This window comes from Pseudomonas sp. 50_B, from assembly GCF_017491625.1.
Taxonomy (GTDB): domain Bacteria; phylum Pseudomonadota; class Gammaproteobacteria; order Pseudomonadales; family Pseudomonadaceae; genus Aquipseudomonas; species Aquipseudomonas danubii.
In genome coordinates this window covers 135,273-151,419 of the sequence record NZ_JAFGYX010000014.1, presented here as the reverse complement: position 1 = coordinate 151,419, position 16,147 = coordinate 135,273, and the positions used below count along the sequence as shown (strand labels likewise).

Annotated in this window: 11 protein-coding genes; 10 read left to right on the top strand and 1 reads right to left on the bottom strand. The window is 64.3% G+C overall.

Annotation, left to right across the window (positions count from 1 at the left end):
• Window positions 1-24: 24 nt before the first annotated feature.
• Entirely contained in the window at window positions 25-534 is a 510-nt protein-coding gene (locus tag J5M73_RS20445; RefSeq protein WP_102862002.1) for a nucleoside deaminase, read from the top strand.
• A gap of 8 nt (window positions 535-542) precedes the next feature.
• A complete protein-coding gene (locus J5M73_RS20440; RefSeq protein WP_180988538.1) occupies window positions 543-881 on the top strand; it encodes a hydroxyisourate hydrolase in 339 nt (112 codons plus the stop codon).
• A 116-nt stretch (window positions 882-997) separates the two neighbouring features.
• Here the strand turns inward: J5M73_RS20440 and J5M73_RS20435 are convergent, their stop codons facing one another.
• Window positions 998-1,399 (bottom strand): lysozyme inhibitor LprI family protein, encoded by a 402-nt coding sequence (locus J5M73_RS20435; RefSeq protein ID WP_102862000.1) that lies wholly within the window; start codon window positions 1,397-1,399, stop codon window positions 998-1,000.
• Window positions 1,400-1,635: 236 nt separating this feature from the next.
• Here J5M73_RS20435 and J5M73_RS20430 point away from each other — a divergent pair, with 236 nt between their 5' ends.
• From J5M73_RS20430 to J5M73_RS20395, 8 genes are all read left to right on the top strand, one after another.
• Window positions 1,636-2,613: a dipeptidase gene (locus J5M73_RS20430; RefSeq protein WP_102861999.1), complete on the top strand. Its 978-nt coding sequence runs from the start codon at window positions 1,636-1,638 to the stop codon at window positions 2,611-2,613.
• Window positions 2,614-2,774: 161 nt separating this feature from the next.
• Complete coding sequence (locus tag J5M73_RS20425) at window positions 2,775-3,305, top strand: DUF5943 domain-containing protein (protein ID WP_102861998.1); 531 nt, start codon at window positions 2,775-2,777, stop codon at window positions 3,303-3,305.
• A gap of 15 nt (window positions 3,306-3,320) precedes the next feature.
• Window positions 3,321-5,381, top strand: a complete 2,061-nt coding sequence (gene dgcA / locus J5M73_RS20420; protein WP_102861997.1) for a dimethylglycine demethylation protein DgcA — start codon at window positions 3,321-3,323, stop codon at window positions 5,379-5,381.
• Window positions 5,382-5,528: 147 nt separating this feature from the next.
• Entirely contained in the window at window positions 5,529-7,478 is a 1,950-nt protein-coding gene (dgcB, locus tag J5M73_RS20415) for a dimethylglycine demethylation protein DgcB (protein ID WP_102861996.1), read from the top strand.
• Window positions 7,478-8,698 carry an electron transfer flavoprotein subunit alpha/FixB family protein gene (locus J5M73_RS20410; protein ID WP_102861995.1) on the top strand — a complete coding sequence of 407 codons (1,221 nt, stop codon included), beginning with the start codon at window positions 7,478-7,480 and terminating at the stop codon, window positions 8,696-8,698. The genes dgcB and J5M73_RS20410 overlap by 1 nt, the downstream gene beginning before the upstream one ends.
• 9 nt (window positions 8,699-8,707) lie before the next feature.
• The gene (locus tag J5M73_RS20405) at window positions 8,708-9,478 is read left to right on the top strand and encodes an electron transfer flavoprotein subunit beta (protein ID WP_102861994.1); all 771 of its coding nucleotides are present in this window, start codon (window positions 8,708-8,710) and stop codon (window positions 9,476-9,478) included.
• A 1,180-nt stretch (window positions 9,479-10,658) separates the two neighbouring features.
• Window positions 10,659-14,111, top strand: coding sequence for a GMC oxidoreductase (locus J5M73_RS20400; RefSeq protein ID WP_207816056.1), 3,453 nt, complete (start codon window positions 10,659-10,661; stop codon window positions 14,109-14,111).
• Between the two features lie 129 nt (window positions 14,112-14,240).
• Window positions 14,241-16,109, top strand: coding sequence for a hypothetical protein (locus J5M73_RS20395; RefSeq protein WP_102861992.1), 1,869 nt, complete (start codon window positions 14,241-14,243; stop codon window positions 16,107-16,109).
• Window positions 16,110-16,147 lie beyond the last annotated feature (38 nt).

The following is a 16,147-nucleotide window of genomic DNA, read 5'->3' as shown; positions in this document are numbered from 1 at the left end:
CCCTGTCCATGAAAAGGAGGTCAAATGACCCAGGTTCTTTCCCCCATCCCTGCCGGCGTCAGCCAGCTGGACTTGCAACTGCTGCGCCAGAGCATTGAACTGGCCGAAGAGGCCAAGGCCCGTGGTCGCCACCCGTTCGCCGCCCTGGTGGCGGACCGCAACGGCAAGATCATTGCCAGTGCCGGCAACAACTCCATGCCTCCCGAAGGCGACCCGACCCAGCACGCCGAACTCGCCGCTGCCGCCAAGGCCGCAAGGCTCCTGGGCCCCGAGGAGCTGGCCCAGTGCACCCTGTACACCAGCGCCGAGCCCTGCTGCATGTGCGCCGGGGCCATCTACTGGACCGGGATTGGTCGGGTGGTCTACGCCCTGTCCGAACACGCCTTGCTGGCACTGACCGGCGACCACCCGGAAAACCCGACCTTTTCCCTGCCGTGCCGTGAAGTCTTTGCCCGCGGGCAGCGGCAGATCCCGGTGCTGGGGCCGATGCTGGAACACGAAGCGTCCCGGGCCCATGTGGGGTTCTGGAAATGAGTGGCGGGGTGTCCATCCACGTGGTGGATGTCGCCAGCGGCCAGGTGGCCGAAGGCATGGCGGTACGGGTGCGGCGCCTGGGCGGCGAGTGGTTGTGCCAGGGGCGGATCGGCAGCAATGGCCTGTTGGATGGCCTGCCAGCGTGCGCGGCCAGCTTCGGGCCGGGCCTTTACGAGGTGGAACTGGACGTGGCGGCGTTCTATCGCCAGCAAGGACAGGTGCTGCCCACGCAGCCCTTCCTGGATGTGCTGGTCTACCGCTTCGGCCTGGACGACCCGCGCCAGCACTACCACCTGCCGTTCAAGCTCACCGCCTGGGGCGTCTCATGCTTTCGCGGCGGCGCCTGACCCGGCGTTGACCCGGCTTGCAGGAGCGAGCTGGCTCGCGAAACCGTCGCAACCGCCGCACCGGGTTCGGCAGGGCGTTTTTTACGGGCAAGCCCGCTCCTACCAGCGCTAGCGGGTCATTCCTGGGCGATGGACTCGATGAACTCCGAGCGCTCGTCGCTCATCCGCGCCAGGCAATCGTTGGTGGCGATGGTGTAGGCCTTGGTTCCGGGCTTGGCTGGGAAGGATTCCACTGCGCAGTCGGCGTCCCGCTGCTTCTGCCACAGCTGCTGGGCGTTCTTGACCTTGGCGCTGATGTCGGCCAGTTGCGCCTTGTCATTGCCGTACAGGGTGCCCAGGCGTTCCAGCAGGCTTTGCACGTTGTCGCTCAGCAACTGCTCGGCGGTGGTGCGGTTGTAGGTCGCGCATTCCAGGGTCTGCACGTCGTGTTCCACGCCGTCGCAGGGCGTACTGTCGGCCTCTTCGGCCGCCTGTACGCCGGTGGCTATCAATATCAAGGCCAGGAAGATCGGTTTCATTGCAGCACTGCCCCTCATCCAGTGAAGCTTTCGTTGAAGCGGCGAATTCTGGCGCAAGCCCCAGGCAAAGAACAGAGGGCGCCATGCCCCCACATCCGGCCCTTTGTCGGGTCTTGACGCTTTCGGCAATTCCCCTGTCGTTTTTGCACCCAGGCGCCCCGGCCCTCAAGCATATGCTGACCCCAAAGCGCCGGCAGACGATTCGGCGCATGAATCGCCAATAAGGGGACAGCCTGATGAGCCCAGCCGAATTACACGCCGACAGCATCGTTATCGACGGGCTGATCATTGCCAAGTGGAACCGCGAGCTGTTCGAGGACATGCGCAAGGGCGGCCTGACCGCAGCCAACTGCACGGTGTCGGTTTGGGAAGGGTTCCAGGCCACGGTCAACAACATTGCCGCCAGCCAGAAACTGATCCGCGAAAACAGCGACCTGGTGATGCCGGTGCGCACCACCGCGGATATCCGCAAGGCCAAGGAAGTGGGCAAGACCGGCATCCTCTTCGGCTTCCAGAATGCCCACGCTTTCGAAGACCAGATCGGCTACGTCGAGGTGTTCAAGCAGCTGGGCGTGGGCATCGTGCAGATGTGCTACAACACCCAGAACCTGGTGGGCACCGGCTGCTACGAGCGTGATGGCGGGCTCTCGGGGTTCGGCCGCGAGATCGTCGCCGAGATGAACCGCGTCGGGGTCATGTGCGACCTGTCCCACGTCGGTTCCAAGACCAGCGAGGAAGTGATCCTCGAATCCAAGAAACCGGTCTGCTACTCCCACTGCCTGCCGTCGGGGCTCAAGGAGCACCCGCGCAACAAGTCCGACGCCGAGCTTAAATTCATTGCCGACCACGGCGGTTTCGTCGGCGTGACCATGTTCGCGCCGTTCCTGGCCAAGGGCATCGATTCGACCATCGACGATTACGCCGAAGCCATCGAATACACCATGAACATCGTCGGTGAGGATTCCATCGGCATCGGCACCGACTTCACCCAGGGCCACGGCCAGGACTTCTTCGAATACCTGACCCACGACAAGGGCTACGCCCGGCGCCTGACCAACTTCGGCAAGATCATCAACCCCCTGGGCATCCGCACCGTGGGCGAGTTCCCCAACCTCACCGAGACCCTGCTCAAGCGCGGCCACAGCGAGCGCGTGGTGCGCAAGATCATGGGCGAGAACTGGGTCAGCGTCCTGAAGGACGTCTGGGGCGAATAAGGCCACCCCCCACAGCACATTCCTGTAGCCGCTGCCGCAGGCTGCGATCGGCTCCGAAGGAGACACGCTCTTGCGGCCCTCGGAAGGCTCTTCGAGCCTTTTCGCAGCCTGCGGCAGCGGCTACAGACGTACTTATCCACAGAATTCCGGAGTTTTGAAACATGGCCAAGATCGCCCCGCAACTGCCTATCGAAGTCGACAGCGAAACCGGTGTCTGGACCTCCGACGCCCTGCCGATGCTCTACGTGCCGCGGCACTTCTTCGTCAACAACCACATGGGCATCGAGGAAGTCCTGGGCGCCGAGGCCTACGCCGAGATCCTCTACAAGGCCGGCTACAAGTCCGCCTGGCACTGGTGCGAAAAGGAAGCCGAATGCCACGGCCTGGAAGGCGTCGCGGTGTTCGAGCACTACATGAAGCGGCTGTCCCAGCGCGGCTGGGGGCTGTTCAAGATCCAGGACATCGACCTGGATAAAGGCACCGCCAGCGTCAAGCTCGAACACTCGGCGTTCGTCTACGTCTACGGCAAGGTCGGGCGCAAGGTCGACTACATGTTCACCGGCTGGTTCGCCGGCGCCATGGACCAGATCCTGGCCGCCCGTGGCAGCACGATCAGCACCGTGGCAGAGCAGGTTTACGGTGGTTCCGAAGAAGGCCACGACGATGGCCTGTTCGTCGTCAAACCGTTGTAAGCGGAGTTAAGAAAAATGGCTTTCGAAGCGATGTTCCAGCCGATCCAGATCGGCAAACTGACCATCCGCAACCGTGTGCTGAGCACCGCCCACGCTGAGGTCTATGCCACCGACGGCGGCATGACGACTGAACGGTATGTGAAGTACTACGAAGAAAAGGCCAAGGGCGGCATCGGCCTGGCCATCTGCGGTGGTTCCTCGGTGGTGGCCATCGACAGCCCCCAGGAATGGTGGAGCTCGGTGAACCTGTCCACCGACCGCATCATCCCGCACTTCCAGAACCTGGCCGACGCCATGCACAAGCATGGCGCCAAGATCATGATCCAGATTACCCACATGGGCCGGCGCTCGCGTTGGGACGGCTTCAACTGGCCGACCCTGATGTCGCCGTCCGGGGTGCGCGAGCCGGTGCACCGCGCCACTTGCAAGACCATCGAGCCGGAAGAGATCTGGCGGGTGATCGGCAACTACGCCCAGGCTGCGCGTCGGGCCAAGGCCGGCGGCCTGGACGGCGTCGAACTGTCGGCGGTGCACCAGCACATGATCGACCAGTTCTGGAGCCCGCGGGTCAACAAGCGCACCGACGAATGGGGCGGCACCTTCGAGAAGCGCATGCGCTTCGGCCTGGAAGTGCTCAAGGCGGTGCGCGCTGAAGTGGGCGACGACTTCTGTGTCGGCATGCGCCTGTGCGGCGACGAATTCCACCCGGACGGCCTGTCCCACGAGGACATGAAGCAGATCGCCAAGTATTACGACGACACCGGCATGCTGGACTTCATCGGCGTGGTCGGCTCGGGCTGCGACACCCACAACACCCTGGCCAACGTGATCCCCAACATGAGCTTCCCGCCGGAGCCGTTCCTGCACCTGGCGGCGGGCATCAAGGAAGTGGTCAAGGTCCCGGTGCTGCACGCACAGAACATCAAGGACCCTAACCAGGCCACGCGGATTCTCGAAGGCGGTTACGTCGACATGGTCGGCATGACCCGCGCCCACATGGCCGACCCGCACCTGATTGCCAAGATCAAGATGGGCCAGATCGACCAGATCAAGCAGTGCGTCGGCGCCAACTATTGCATCGACCGCCAGTACCAGGGCCTGGACGTGCTGTGCATCCAGAACGCCGCCACCTCCCGTGAATACATGGGCGTGCCGCACATCATCGAGAAAACCACCGGCATCAAGCGCAAGGTGGTGGTGGTCGGCGCCGGTCCTGCCGGTATGGAAGCCGCTCGCGTTGCCGCCGAACGTGGCCACGACGTGACCCTGTTCGAGAAAAAAGAAGCCATTGGCGGGCAGATCACCACCGCCTCCAAGGCCCCGCAACGGGATCAGATCGCTGGCATTACCCGCTGGTATCAGCTGGAACTGGCGCGCTTGAAAGTCGACCTGCGCCTGGGCACCGCGGCGGACACCGCGACCATCCTCGACCTGCGCCCCGACGTGGTGGTGCTGGCCGTGGGCGGCCATCCATTCATCGAGCAGAACGAGCACTGGGGCGCCGCCGAAGGGTTGGTGGTCAGCAGCTGGGACATCCTCGACGGCAAGGTGGCGCCGGGCAAGAACGTGCTGGTGTACGACACCATCTGCGAGTTCACCGGCATGTCGGTCACCGACTTCATCGCCGACAAGGGTTCGCAAGTGGAGATCGTCACCGATGACATCAAGCCGGGTATCGCCGTCGGCGGCACCTCGTTCCCCACCTACTACCGAAGCCTGTACCCCAAGGAAGTGATCATGACCGGGGACCTGACCCTGGAGAAGGTCTACCGCGAGGGCGACAAACTGGTGGCGGTGCTGGAGAACGAATACACCGGCGCCCGCGAAGAGCGGGTGGTGGACCAGGTGGTGGTGGAAAACGGCGTGCGTCCCGACGAGGAGCTCTACTACGGGCTCAAGGAAGGTTCGCGCAACAAGGGCCAGATCGACGTTGAGGCGCTGTTCGCGATCAAGCCGCAGCCGTGCCTGAGCGAGACGGGGGAGGGCTACCTGTTGTTCCGCATCGGCGACTGCGTATCCCAGCGCAACACCCATGCTGCGATCTACGACGCGCTGCGCCTGTGCAAGGATTTCTAAGCCACCTGTAGCCGCTGCCGCAGGCTGCGATAAGGCCCGAAGGGCCTTCCGGGGCCCTCAAGAGCATCTGTCCTGTGACGCAGTGCCGCCCGGGCGCAGCCTGCGGCAGCGGCTACAACGACCGACCCGGTCTTTGGGAGCTCCACCATGTTGAACACCCTTCTTCCCATTCTGTTGTTCGCCGCCGTCGGCCTTGCGGTCCTCGGCGCGCTGCGGCGCGTGGCCCTGTGGCGCCAGGGGCGGGCCTCCAAGGTCGATCTGCTCGGCGGCCTGCTGGCCATGCCCAAGCGCTACATGGTGGACCTGCACCATGTGGTGGCCCGGGACAAGTACATGGCCAACACCCACGTGGCCACCGCGGGCGGCTTTGTCCTGGCGGCGGTGCTGGCGATCCTGGTGCATGGTTTTGGCCTGCATAACCGCATCCTCGGCTACGCCTTGCTACTGGCCACCACGCTGATGTTCGTTGGCGCGCTGTTCGTCGCCAAACGTCGGCGCAACCCACCGGCACGGCTGTCCAAGGGCCCGTGGATGCGCCTGCCGAAAAGCCTGCTGGCGTTCTCGGTGAGTTTCTTTGTGGTGACCTTGCCGGTGGCGGGCATCCTTCCGGAACACTTCGGTGGCTGGCTGCTGGCGACGATTCTGGCGGTCGGTGTGCTGTGGGGCGTGTCCGAGCTGTTTTTCGGCATGACCTGGGGCGGGCCGATGAAGCACGCCTTCGCTGGCGCCTTGCACCTGGCCTGGCACCGCCGCGCCGAACGCTTTGGCGGCGGCCGCTCCACCGGCCTCAAGCCGCTGGACCTGGAAGACCCCAGCGCGCCCCTGGGCGTGGAAAAACCCAAGGACTTCACCTGGAACCAGCTGCTGGGCTTCGACGCCTGCGTGCAGTGCGGCAAGTGCGAGGCGGCGTGCCCGGCCTTCGCCGCCGGCCAGCCGCTGAACCCGAAAAAGCTGATTCAGGACATGGTGGTCGGCCTGGCCGGTGGCACCGATGCGCAGTTCGCTGGCAGCCCTTACCCAGGAAAGCCCATCGGCGAACATGGCGGCCATCCGCACCAGCCCATCGTCAACGGCCTGGTGGACGCCGAGACCCTGTGGTCCTGCACCACCTGCCGGGCCTGCGTCGAGGAATGCCCGATGATGATCGAGCACGTCGATGCCATCGTCGACATGCGCCGCCACCTGACCCTGGAAAAGGGCGCGACCCCGAACAAGGGCGCCGAGGTCCTGGAAAACCTCATCGCCACCGACAACCCCGGCGGCTTCAACCCGGGCGGGCGGATGAACTGGGCGGCGGACCTGAACCTGTCCCTGCTCAGCGACAAGCAGAGTACCGATGTGCTGTTCTGGGTCGGCGACGGCGCCTTCGACATGCGCAACCAGCGCACCCTGCGGGCCTTCGTCAAGGTGCTCAAGGCGGCCAAGGTGGACTTCGCCGTGCTCGGCCTGGAAGAGCGCGACAGCGGCGATGTGGCCCGGCGCCTGGGGGACGAGGCCACCTTCCAGCTGCTGGCCAAGCGCAATATCCAGACCCTGGCCAAGTACCGCTTCAAGCGCATCGTCACCTGCGATCCCCACAGTTTCCATGTGCTGAAGAACGAATACGGCGCCTTCAACGGCCACTATCTGGTGCAGCACCACAGCACCTACCTGGCCGAGCTGATCGGCACCGGTGCGCTGAACCTGGGCCAGCACAAGGGCAGCAGCGTGACCTACCACGATCCTTGCTACCTGGGCCGCTACAACGGCGAGTACCAAGCCCCTCGGGACGTACTGCGGGCCCTGGGCATCGAGATCAAGGAAATGCAGCGCTCGGGCTTCCGTTCCCGTTGCTGCGGCGGTGGCGGCGGGGCGCCGATCACCGACATTCCGGGCAAGCAACGGATACCCGACATGCGCATGGAAGACATCCGCGAGACCGGCGCCGAGCTGGTGGCCGTGGGTTGTCCACAGTGCACGGCGATGCTCGAAGGGGTGGTGGAGCCGCGGCCGATGATCAAGGACATCGCCGAACTGGTGGCCGATGCCTTGCTCGAAGACGCCGCCCCGGGCAAAGCCCCGGCGTCGGTGAAACCCGAACCTGCGGAGGTGCATTGATGAGCGAGATTATCCGCCGCGATCCCCGCGCCGAGTGGATCGCCCGTAACCGCCTGCACCCGCTGCATGCGGCCATGCAGCCGGCGCAGCACAGCTGGATGGGGCCCAATGGCCTGATCCGCAAGAACCCCCACGGCATCGGTTTCATCGGCCCCAACGGCCTCAAGCGCATCGACCGCAGCGGCGCCCAGCAGGGCGGCAGTGCCAAGCGCACGGCGGCGGCCGAGGTGCAGTTACCGCTGCATCAGGTGGCGCAACCGGCGTTCTACATCAACGTGGTGCCGGACCTGGTCGGCGGCCGCCTGAGCAGCCACGACCGCGACCTGCTGGGCCTGGCCCGGCAACTGGCGGGCCAGGACGGCGCGGTGCTGGCGGTGGTGTTTGGCGAGCACAAGGAGTCGGCCTTTGCCACGGCGGGCGTCGACCGCCTGCTGGTGCTGCACGGCAGCGAGTTCGACGGTTATGCACCGGAACAACGGGTGCAGGGCCTGCGGGCTGTGGATAACCAGTTCAGCCCGCGTCACTGGCTGCTGCCCGACAGCCGCACCGGTGGCGGCGAACTGGGTCGGCGCCTGGCCGCGGCCCTGGGCGAACGCCCGGCGACCCGGGTCTGGCAGGTCAAGGACGGGCAATGCATTGGCCGGGCCGGTGCTGGCCTGCAGGACCTGGCGCGGCCGGCGCCACGCCTGATCCTGGCCGCCGCCGAATGCGCCGAGCCGGTCAGCGAAACCCGCCACGAAGCCTTGCCGGTGGAGTTATCCACAAGCGTGGCGCGCAGCCTGGCACGCATCGAGGATCTGGGCGCGGTGGCGGTGGACCCGGCGGCGATTCCCATGGCCGAGGCCGAATTCATCTTTTCCGGGGGCAACGGGGTCAAGGACTGGCCACTGTTTCACCAGACCGCCGCGGCCCTGGGTGCTACCGAAGGCGCCTCGCGGGTGGCGGTGGACGACGGCTTCATGGCCCGGGATCGGCAAGTGGGGGCCAGTGGCATCTGGGTCACCGCGCGGGTCTATGTGGCGGTGGGGATTTCCGGGGCGATCCAGCACCTGCAGGGTATCGGCGCCTGCGACAAGGTGGTGGCCATCAACCTCGATCCGGGCTGCGACATGATCAAACGCGCCGACTTGTCGGTGATTGGCGACAGCGCGGAAATTCTCAAGGCCTTGATCGCGGCGGTAGCGGCTTACCGCAACGATGCCAAGCGCGATGCGGCTTAAGGGGACGTTATGAACAGCACTGTGATCAGCCTGGTATCGATAGGCGCGCACCCGACCTCCGGCCGTCCACGGCGTGCCGAGCAAGACGCCCGTGCGGTGGAACTGGGCCTGCAACTGGCGGGGGACAAACTGCAGGTGCTGCATGCCGGCGACGTCGCCGAACCGGCCCTGCGTGCTTACCTGGGCATGGGCCTGGAACAGCTGCATGTGCTGGAACAGCCAGCGGGCGCTGATGCCCTGCCGATCCTGACCCAGTACCTGCGCGACGCGGGCGCTCAGATGGTGCTCACCGGCAGCCAGGCAGAAACCGGCGAAGGTTCCGGCATGCTGCCGTTTTTGCTGGCGGAGAACCTGGGTTGGCCGCTGGTGGTGGGACTGGCGCAAGTCGAATCCCTGGCCGATGGCGTGGCCCATGTCCTGCAAGCCTTGCCCCGTGGCCAGCGGCGCCGGCTCAAGGTGCGCCTGCCGTTCCTTGCCACTGTGGATAACGCTGCGCCGAAACCGCGCCAGAGCGCCTATGGCCCGGCGCGCCGTGGTCTGTTGCAGGCCGATCAGGTCGTGGTGGTGGAAGACGAATTATTCACAGCCTCCAGCCTGCAACCGGCCAAACCCCGGCCCAAGCGCCTGAAAGTGATCAAGGCCAAGAGCGGCGCGGATCGCATGAAGGCCGCCACCGCCAAGGCCAGCGGCGGCACCGGCCAAGTGCTCAAGGGCGTGAGCCCCGAGGCCGGCGCCGAAGCCATTCTCAAGTTGCTCATCGAAGAAGGCGTGGTCCGCTGAGCTCAGGTTTATGCACAGCCCTCGGGCCGTGCACCCACCTCTGGGCACCGCCGTTCGCTGGCAAGCCAGCTTCTACCAGGGAAATCGCGCCTGCACCCGCCGTAGGAGCCGGCTTGCCGGCGAAGGGGCCGCTAGGGTTTTACTCACCTCTGGGCATCGTCGTTCCCTGGCAAGCCAGCTCCGACAAGAGTAGCGATGGGTTACTCACAATCCCTGTGTGCGTACCTGTGGATAAGGTGTTCGCGCCTTGCTCAAGCCCTTGTGGAACAAGCTCTGCAGCCGTCTGTTCGAATTTTGATCAGTCTAAGCTGGCGATTTTCATGGCTTTTTTTCCAGGGCAGGGAAGTAGCCGAAGAGACTTTTGCACAGCACTTGCCCCCAAAGTCTGTTGGCGCTTCTGTGGATAAGATGTTCGCTTAGCGCTGCAGGCCCCGTAGAACCTGAGCTTGAATGCTTTGATCAAAAAACATCCAAATACGCTGTTCAGGCTCGATTATTCGGGTAAAGCCTCGATATTTCGCGGCCTCCAGGGGTTTTCCACAGTTGCTGATGCTTCTGACCCCAGTTGCCCCCAAAGTCTGTTGGCCGTTCTGTGGATAAGGTGTTCGCCTTCCTCTACAGGCCTCTGAATACGTGCCTTTCAGAGCTTTGTTCAATAATTGATCAATTGCCGGCAAAACTGCTGTTTTCCCATAAGTCACGGATTTTCTTGGCATTGCCTGCTGAAATATCCCCAGCCCTCGCTCATTTGCCCACAGTTGCTGTGGGCCAAGGTGTGGATAACATGTTCGCGGAAGGCTACACCCCCTGTAATCCATAGCGTGCACGGCAATAGATCAAATTTCGTACAGTTCTAATGGCTTTCTTGACAGTGATAGGTGGCCTGTCTTCACTGATGCCACAAGGACTTAGCGGCAACTTATCCACATCCGGCTCAGGGAGTGCAGGCAATGGATTGTCGTTTATCGCAGGTTTATCCGACCGGGGCCCCCCTCCCTAGACGTACCCGTCGCCGTGCCGCCAACCAGCGCGCACGTCTGTAGCCCTGCCCTTCGTTTTGTCCCTTCACTGCTTGTGTTTCAGGCGCCAAGGCCTGCCTGTTCGGCTGCCTGCGCGCTGACGGATGCACCCATTAGAGGCGACCACAGAGTTGCCCCATCAGCCTGAGAGGAACCCCGCCATGACTCGGATCGCGACCCCCATCAGCGAGATCCAGGAACACTACGACGTTGTTGTCATCGGTTCCGGCTACGGAGGTGGCATCGCCGCTTCCCGATTGTCCCGGGCCGGTCGGCGTGTCTGCCTGCTGGAGCGAGGGCGGGAGATCCAGCCGGGCGAGTACCCCAACACCCTGGCCAGCGCTACCGAAGAGCTGCAGGTGCATGACCCCGACGGCCACATCGGCTCGCGCACCGGGCTCTTCGATCTGCACGTCAACGCCCAGCAGAACGTGGTGGTCGGTTGCGGCCTGGGAGGCACGTCGCTGATCAATGCCAACGTCGCCCTGGAGCCCGAACCCGGGGTCTTCGACGACCCGCGCTGGCCCCTGGCGGTGCGCGAGCATCGCGATACCTTGCTCAAGGAGGGCTATGCCCGGGCCCGGGAGATGCTCAAGCCCAATCCCTATCCCGACTCGGCGCCGACCTTGCCCAAGCTCCAGGCCAACCAGAAGTCCGCGGAGTATCTCAAGCAGGGTGCGCACTTCTACAAGCCGCCGATCAACGTGACCTTCGCCAAGCTGCCCAACAACCTCAACCATGTCGGGGTCGAGCAACTGCCGTGCAACCACTGTGGCGACTGTGTCTCGGGCTGTAACAACAAGGCCAAGAACACCACCTTGATGAATTACCTGCCGGACGCCAGCAATCATGGCGCCGAGATTTTCTGCCAGGCCCAAGTGCGCTACCTGGAGCGGGAGGGCGATGGCTGGATCGTGCATTTCCAATACCTGGACAGCGGTCGCGAGAAGTTCTCGGCGCCGACCCTGTTCGTCAAGGCCGACATCGTGGTGCTCAGTGCCGGCACCCTCGGCTCCACGGAAATTCTCCTGCGCTCCAGGGCCAAGGGCCTGTCCACCTCGGACCAGTTGGGTGAGCACATGAGCGGTAACGGCGACATCCTCGGGTTCGGCCACAACTGTGAGCAGACCATCAACGGCATCGGCTTCGGCACCCATTCGGCCAGTGAGCTCAAACCCGTGGGGCCGTGCATCACCTCCATCATCGACATGCGCACCGAAGGCGACTGGCGTAGCCGCATGGTCATCGAGGAGGGGTCGATTCCCGGTGCCCTGGGCCGGGCCATGGTGCCCAGCATGGCGCTGTTTGCCGCGACCCTGGGCAAGGCCACCGACAACAGCCTCAGCGCTCAGTTGGGCTACAAGGAGCGCGAGGCCGAGAGCTTTCTGCGGGGGCCTTATTACGGTGCGCTGCACAACATGCAGACCTACCTGATCATGAGCCATGACGATGGCCGCGGCCGCATGCTGCTGGACGCCAAGGATCAACTGCGCATCGACTGGCCGGGTGTTGGCCAGCAGCCCAATGTGATTCTTGGCAACGAGCGCCTGTACCAGAGCACCAAGGCGCTGGGCGGAGTCTGGGTGGAGAACCCGATCTGGACCAAGCTGCTCAAGCACAGCATCGTTTCGGTGCACCCGCTGGGTGGCTGCGTCATGGGCGAAGACGCCACCCAGGGGGTGGTCAACCACAAGGGCCAGGTGTTTTGCGGCGCCAGCGGCACCCAGGTCTATCCCGGGTTGTATGTGGCGGACGGCGCGGTGATTCCGACTTCACTGGCGGTCAATCCGCTGCTGACCATCTCGGCGGTCAGCGAGCGCAACATGCGCCTGCTGGCCGAAGACCGGGGCTGGAAGATTGACTACAGCCTGCCCTCGGCCCCCAGCAAGGCGGTGCCGACGCCGACCCTGGGCGTGCAGTTCACCGAGACCATGAAGGGCTATTTTTCCACGGCCTTCACCCAGCCCCAGGGCACCGATCTGGCGCTCTATCAGGAGGCAGCCAAGCGCGGCGAGGCGCAGAACTCTCCCATCGAGTTCACCCTGACCATCACGGCCAACGACCTCAACCGGATGATCAAGGAGCCCGAGCACGCCGCCACCCTGGTGGGCACCCTGGAGGCTCCGGCGCTGTCGGCTCAGCCCCTGGTGGCCAGCCACGGGGTGTTCAACCTGTTCGAGGAGTTCCAGCAGCAGGTGGGCGTGCGCCACATGAACTACGACATGCGCCTGACCGCCGAGGACGGCAACCAGTACTACTTCAGCGCGTTCAAGACCGTGCCCGAGGATCACGGCGTGCTGAACATCTGGCCCGACACCAGCACCCTGTACGTGACCCTGTACCGCGGCCAGGACAAGAGCGGCCCGGTGCTGGGCTCCGGGGTGATGCACATCCTGCCGGCGGACTTCGCCAGGCAGATGACCACCATGAAGGTGCTCAATGCGCGCAACGAGCGTGAGCGTATCGAGGCCCTGGCGCGCTTCGGCAAGTTCTTCGCCGGGATTCTCTGGGAGAGCTACGGCGGCGTGTTCGCCGGAGACATCTACTTCAACCCCGACGCACCGCCGCGGACCAAACGGCCCCTGGATGCGCCGGTGCCCACGGTGCAGTTCTTCGAGACCGAAGACCGGGTGCAGCTGCGCCTGACCCGCTACCAGGCGGGCAGCAAAGGCCCGGTGATGCTGGTGCACGGGCTGGGCGTGGGCTCCAACATCTTCTCCACCGACACCATCCAGACCAACCTGCTGGAGTACCTGTGCAAGCACGACTATGACGTCTGGCTCCTGGATTTCCGGGTCAGCATCCTGTTGCCGGCGAGCAAGCGCGAATGCAATGGCGACCAGATCGCGGCCTATGATTTCAAGGCCGCCATCGGCCAGATCAAGCAGGCGACCGGGGCCCGTGACGTGCAATGCGTGGTGCATTGCTACGGCGCCACGACCTTCTTCATGTCGCTGCTGGCGGGCCTGAAGGATGTGCGCTCGGTGGTCTGCTCGCAGATTGCCGCCGATACCGTGGTGGCCACCGCCACCGGGATCAAGGCCGGATTGCACCTGCCGGGCATGCTCGACGCCATCGGCATCAAGTCCCTGACGGCCTACGCCGACAGCAAGGAAAGCCTGTTCAACCGCCTCTACGACACGGCGCTCAATGGCTACGCGCGGATCGAGGCCCAGGGTTACTGCACCAATCCGGTGTGCCACCGCATCACCTTCATGTACGCCTCGCTGTACCGCCACGACACCCTCAACCAGACCCTGCACGACAACCTGCACGAGCTGTTCGGCGCCTCGAATATCGAGACCTTCGAGCATCTGGCACTGATCTGTCGCAAGGGGCACCTGGTGGACTTCAAGGGGCGTGACGTCTACATGCCGCATTTCGATCGGCTGAAGTTGCCCATCTGCTTTATCAGCGGCGCCGACAACCAGTGCTACCTGCCGCTAAGCACGCAGAAGACCTATGAACGCCTGTGCCAACTCCATGGCCCCGAATTGTTCAGCCGCCACGTGGTGCCGGGTTACGGACACATCGACTGCATCTTCGGCAAGAACGCGGTGGTCGATGTGTACCCGCTGATCCTCGCGCACCTGGACAAGACCGCCCGGGGCTGACCCAGGCCAGCCCGCGGCAAGATCGCCGCGGGCCCGCGCCAGATCAGGCAACAGGCACCGCAGCACGCGCGCTTGGAGGCCAAGTGCAGGCTGCGGCGGCCGCTACACATGGATGCAGGGAAGGTTGATATGAACGCTTATATCCGCTGGTTCCAACGCTTCATCTGGCTGGGCATCGCCATGAACATGGTGTTCGCCCTGCCGGCGCTGTTTGCCCCGGCGCTGCTGACCGCGGTGGTCGGCCTGCCGCCGGTGCTGTCGGACCCCTGGCTGGAAAACACCGGCATGCTGCTGGTGGGCATCAGCCTGTTCTACATGCCTTCGGGCTGCAACGCGCCGCGCTTCGTGGTGCATTCCTGGCTGTGCGTGCTGTCGCGGCTGATCGCCGTGGCGTTCTGGATCTACCTGATCAATACCAGCAACCAGTCCCAGGTGTTCGTGCCCATGCTGATGGGCGACCTCAGCATGTTCCTGATCCTCGGCATCCTGCTGTACCTGGGCAGTGCCCCGGCCAACCGGCCCTGGGCCCTGCTCTGTGCCGGGCTGCACGACTGGCGCCAGTACTGGGCCGCCTGCTGGAGGCGCCACAGCTTTCGCGTGGGCAGCCTGGTCCTGCTGCTGGTCCTGGGGGTGGTCGGTTATGCCACGTGGGTCAACATGATTCGCGAGGTGCCCCAGCCGCCGGAAGCCTCGGACGAGGATCACTTCAAGTACGCCGCCATCGGCCTGGGGATCGAAGCACGGATTCCTTACTACCTGTTTGCCGTGCTGCCGCAGATGTGCCCGGAAAAACTCCCGCGCCCCGGCGGTTACGAGGTCTTCGGCTTCCTCTACGAGAACGGCCGGGACCTGCCGGTGGGCATGGCCAAGCGGCAATTGGGCTACCCCACGGTGGAGCCCAACTGCGCCCTGTGCCACACCGGTGCCTACCGGGCCAGCGCCAGCGATGTGTCCCAGGTGGTGCCCACTGCACCGGCCAACCTGATGCAGCTCCAGGCCTTCCAGTGGTTCGCCTACGATTGCGCCAGCGATCCGAAATTCACCGTGGATGCGCTGATGAACGCGATCAACGCCAAGTTCCAGCTGGGCTTTGTCGAACGCCTGTACAACCGCTACCTGATCATGCCCATGGCCAAGAGCGCGCTGCTCAAGCAGAAGCAGGCCTATGCCTGGCAGAAGCTGCGGCCGCAGCAAGGGCCGGGGCGCACCGACACCTTCAACCCGACCAAGATGGTGGTGTTCGGCTTCCCCGACGACTCCACCATCGGCACCGTGGACCTGCCGCAGATCTGGAACCAGAAGCCGCGGGAATCGATGTACCTGCACTGGGACGGCAACAACAACCAGATCCGCGAGCGCAACTACGCGGCGGCGATGGCGGTGGGCGCGACCCCGCAATCGGTGCTGCCTGAGAGCTTCAACCGGGTCACCAACTGGCTGCTGGGGCACAAACCGCCGGCTTGGCCGTTCGCCCTGGATCAGGCCAAGGTGGCCCAGGGCAAGCCGCTGTGGGAGGCCAACTGTGCCGGTTGCCATGACTTCGGCAAGGCCGACACCGGCCAGGTCACGACCAATATCCAGGCGCTGGGCACCGATCCCCACCGCCTGGACTCCTTCACCACCGGCCTGGTGCAAGCCTTCCATGGGTTCAAGAAGCCGCCTTTCGACTTCGGTGCCTATCGCAAGACCCAGAGCTACAGCAACACCCCCACCGACGGCATCTGGCTGCGCGCGCCGTACCTGCACAACGGCTCGGTGCCCAGCCTCTGGGACCTGTTGCAGGCCCCGGAACTGCGGCCCCAGGTGTTCTACACCGGCTCGGACGTGTATGACCCGCAGAAGGTCGGTTTCATCACCAGTGGCGCGGCGGTCCAGGGGCCGGGCTCCTTCAAGTACGACACCCATCTGGAGGGCAACAGCAACAGCGGCCATCTGTACGGCACGCAGCTTTCCGCAGAGCAGAAGTGGCAGTTGATCGAATACATGAAGACCCTGTGACGCCCGTTCGGCGTTTGGGCAAAGGGACCATCAAGAGG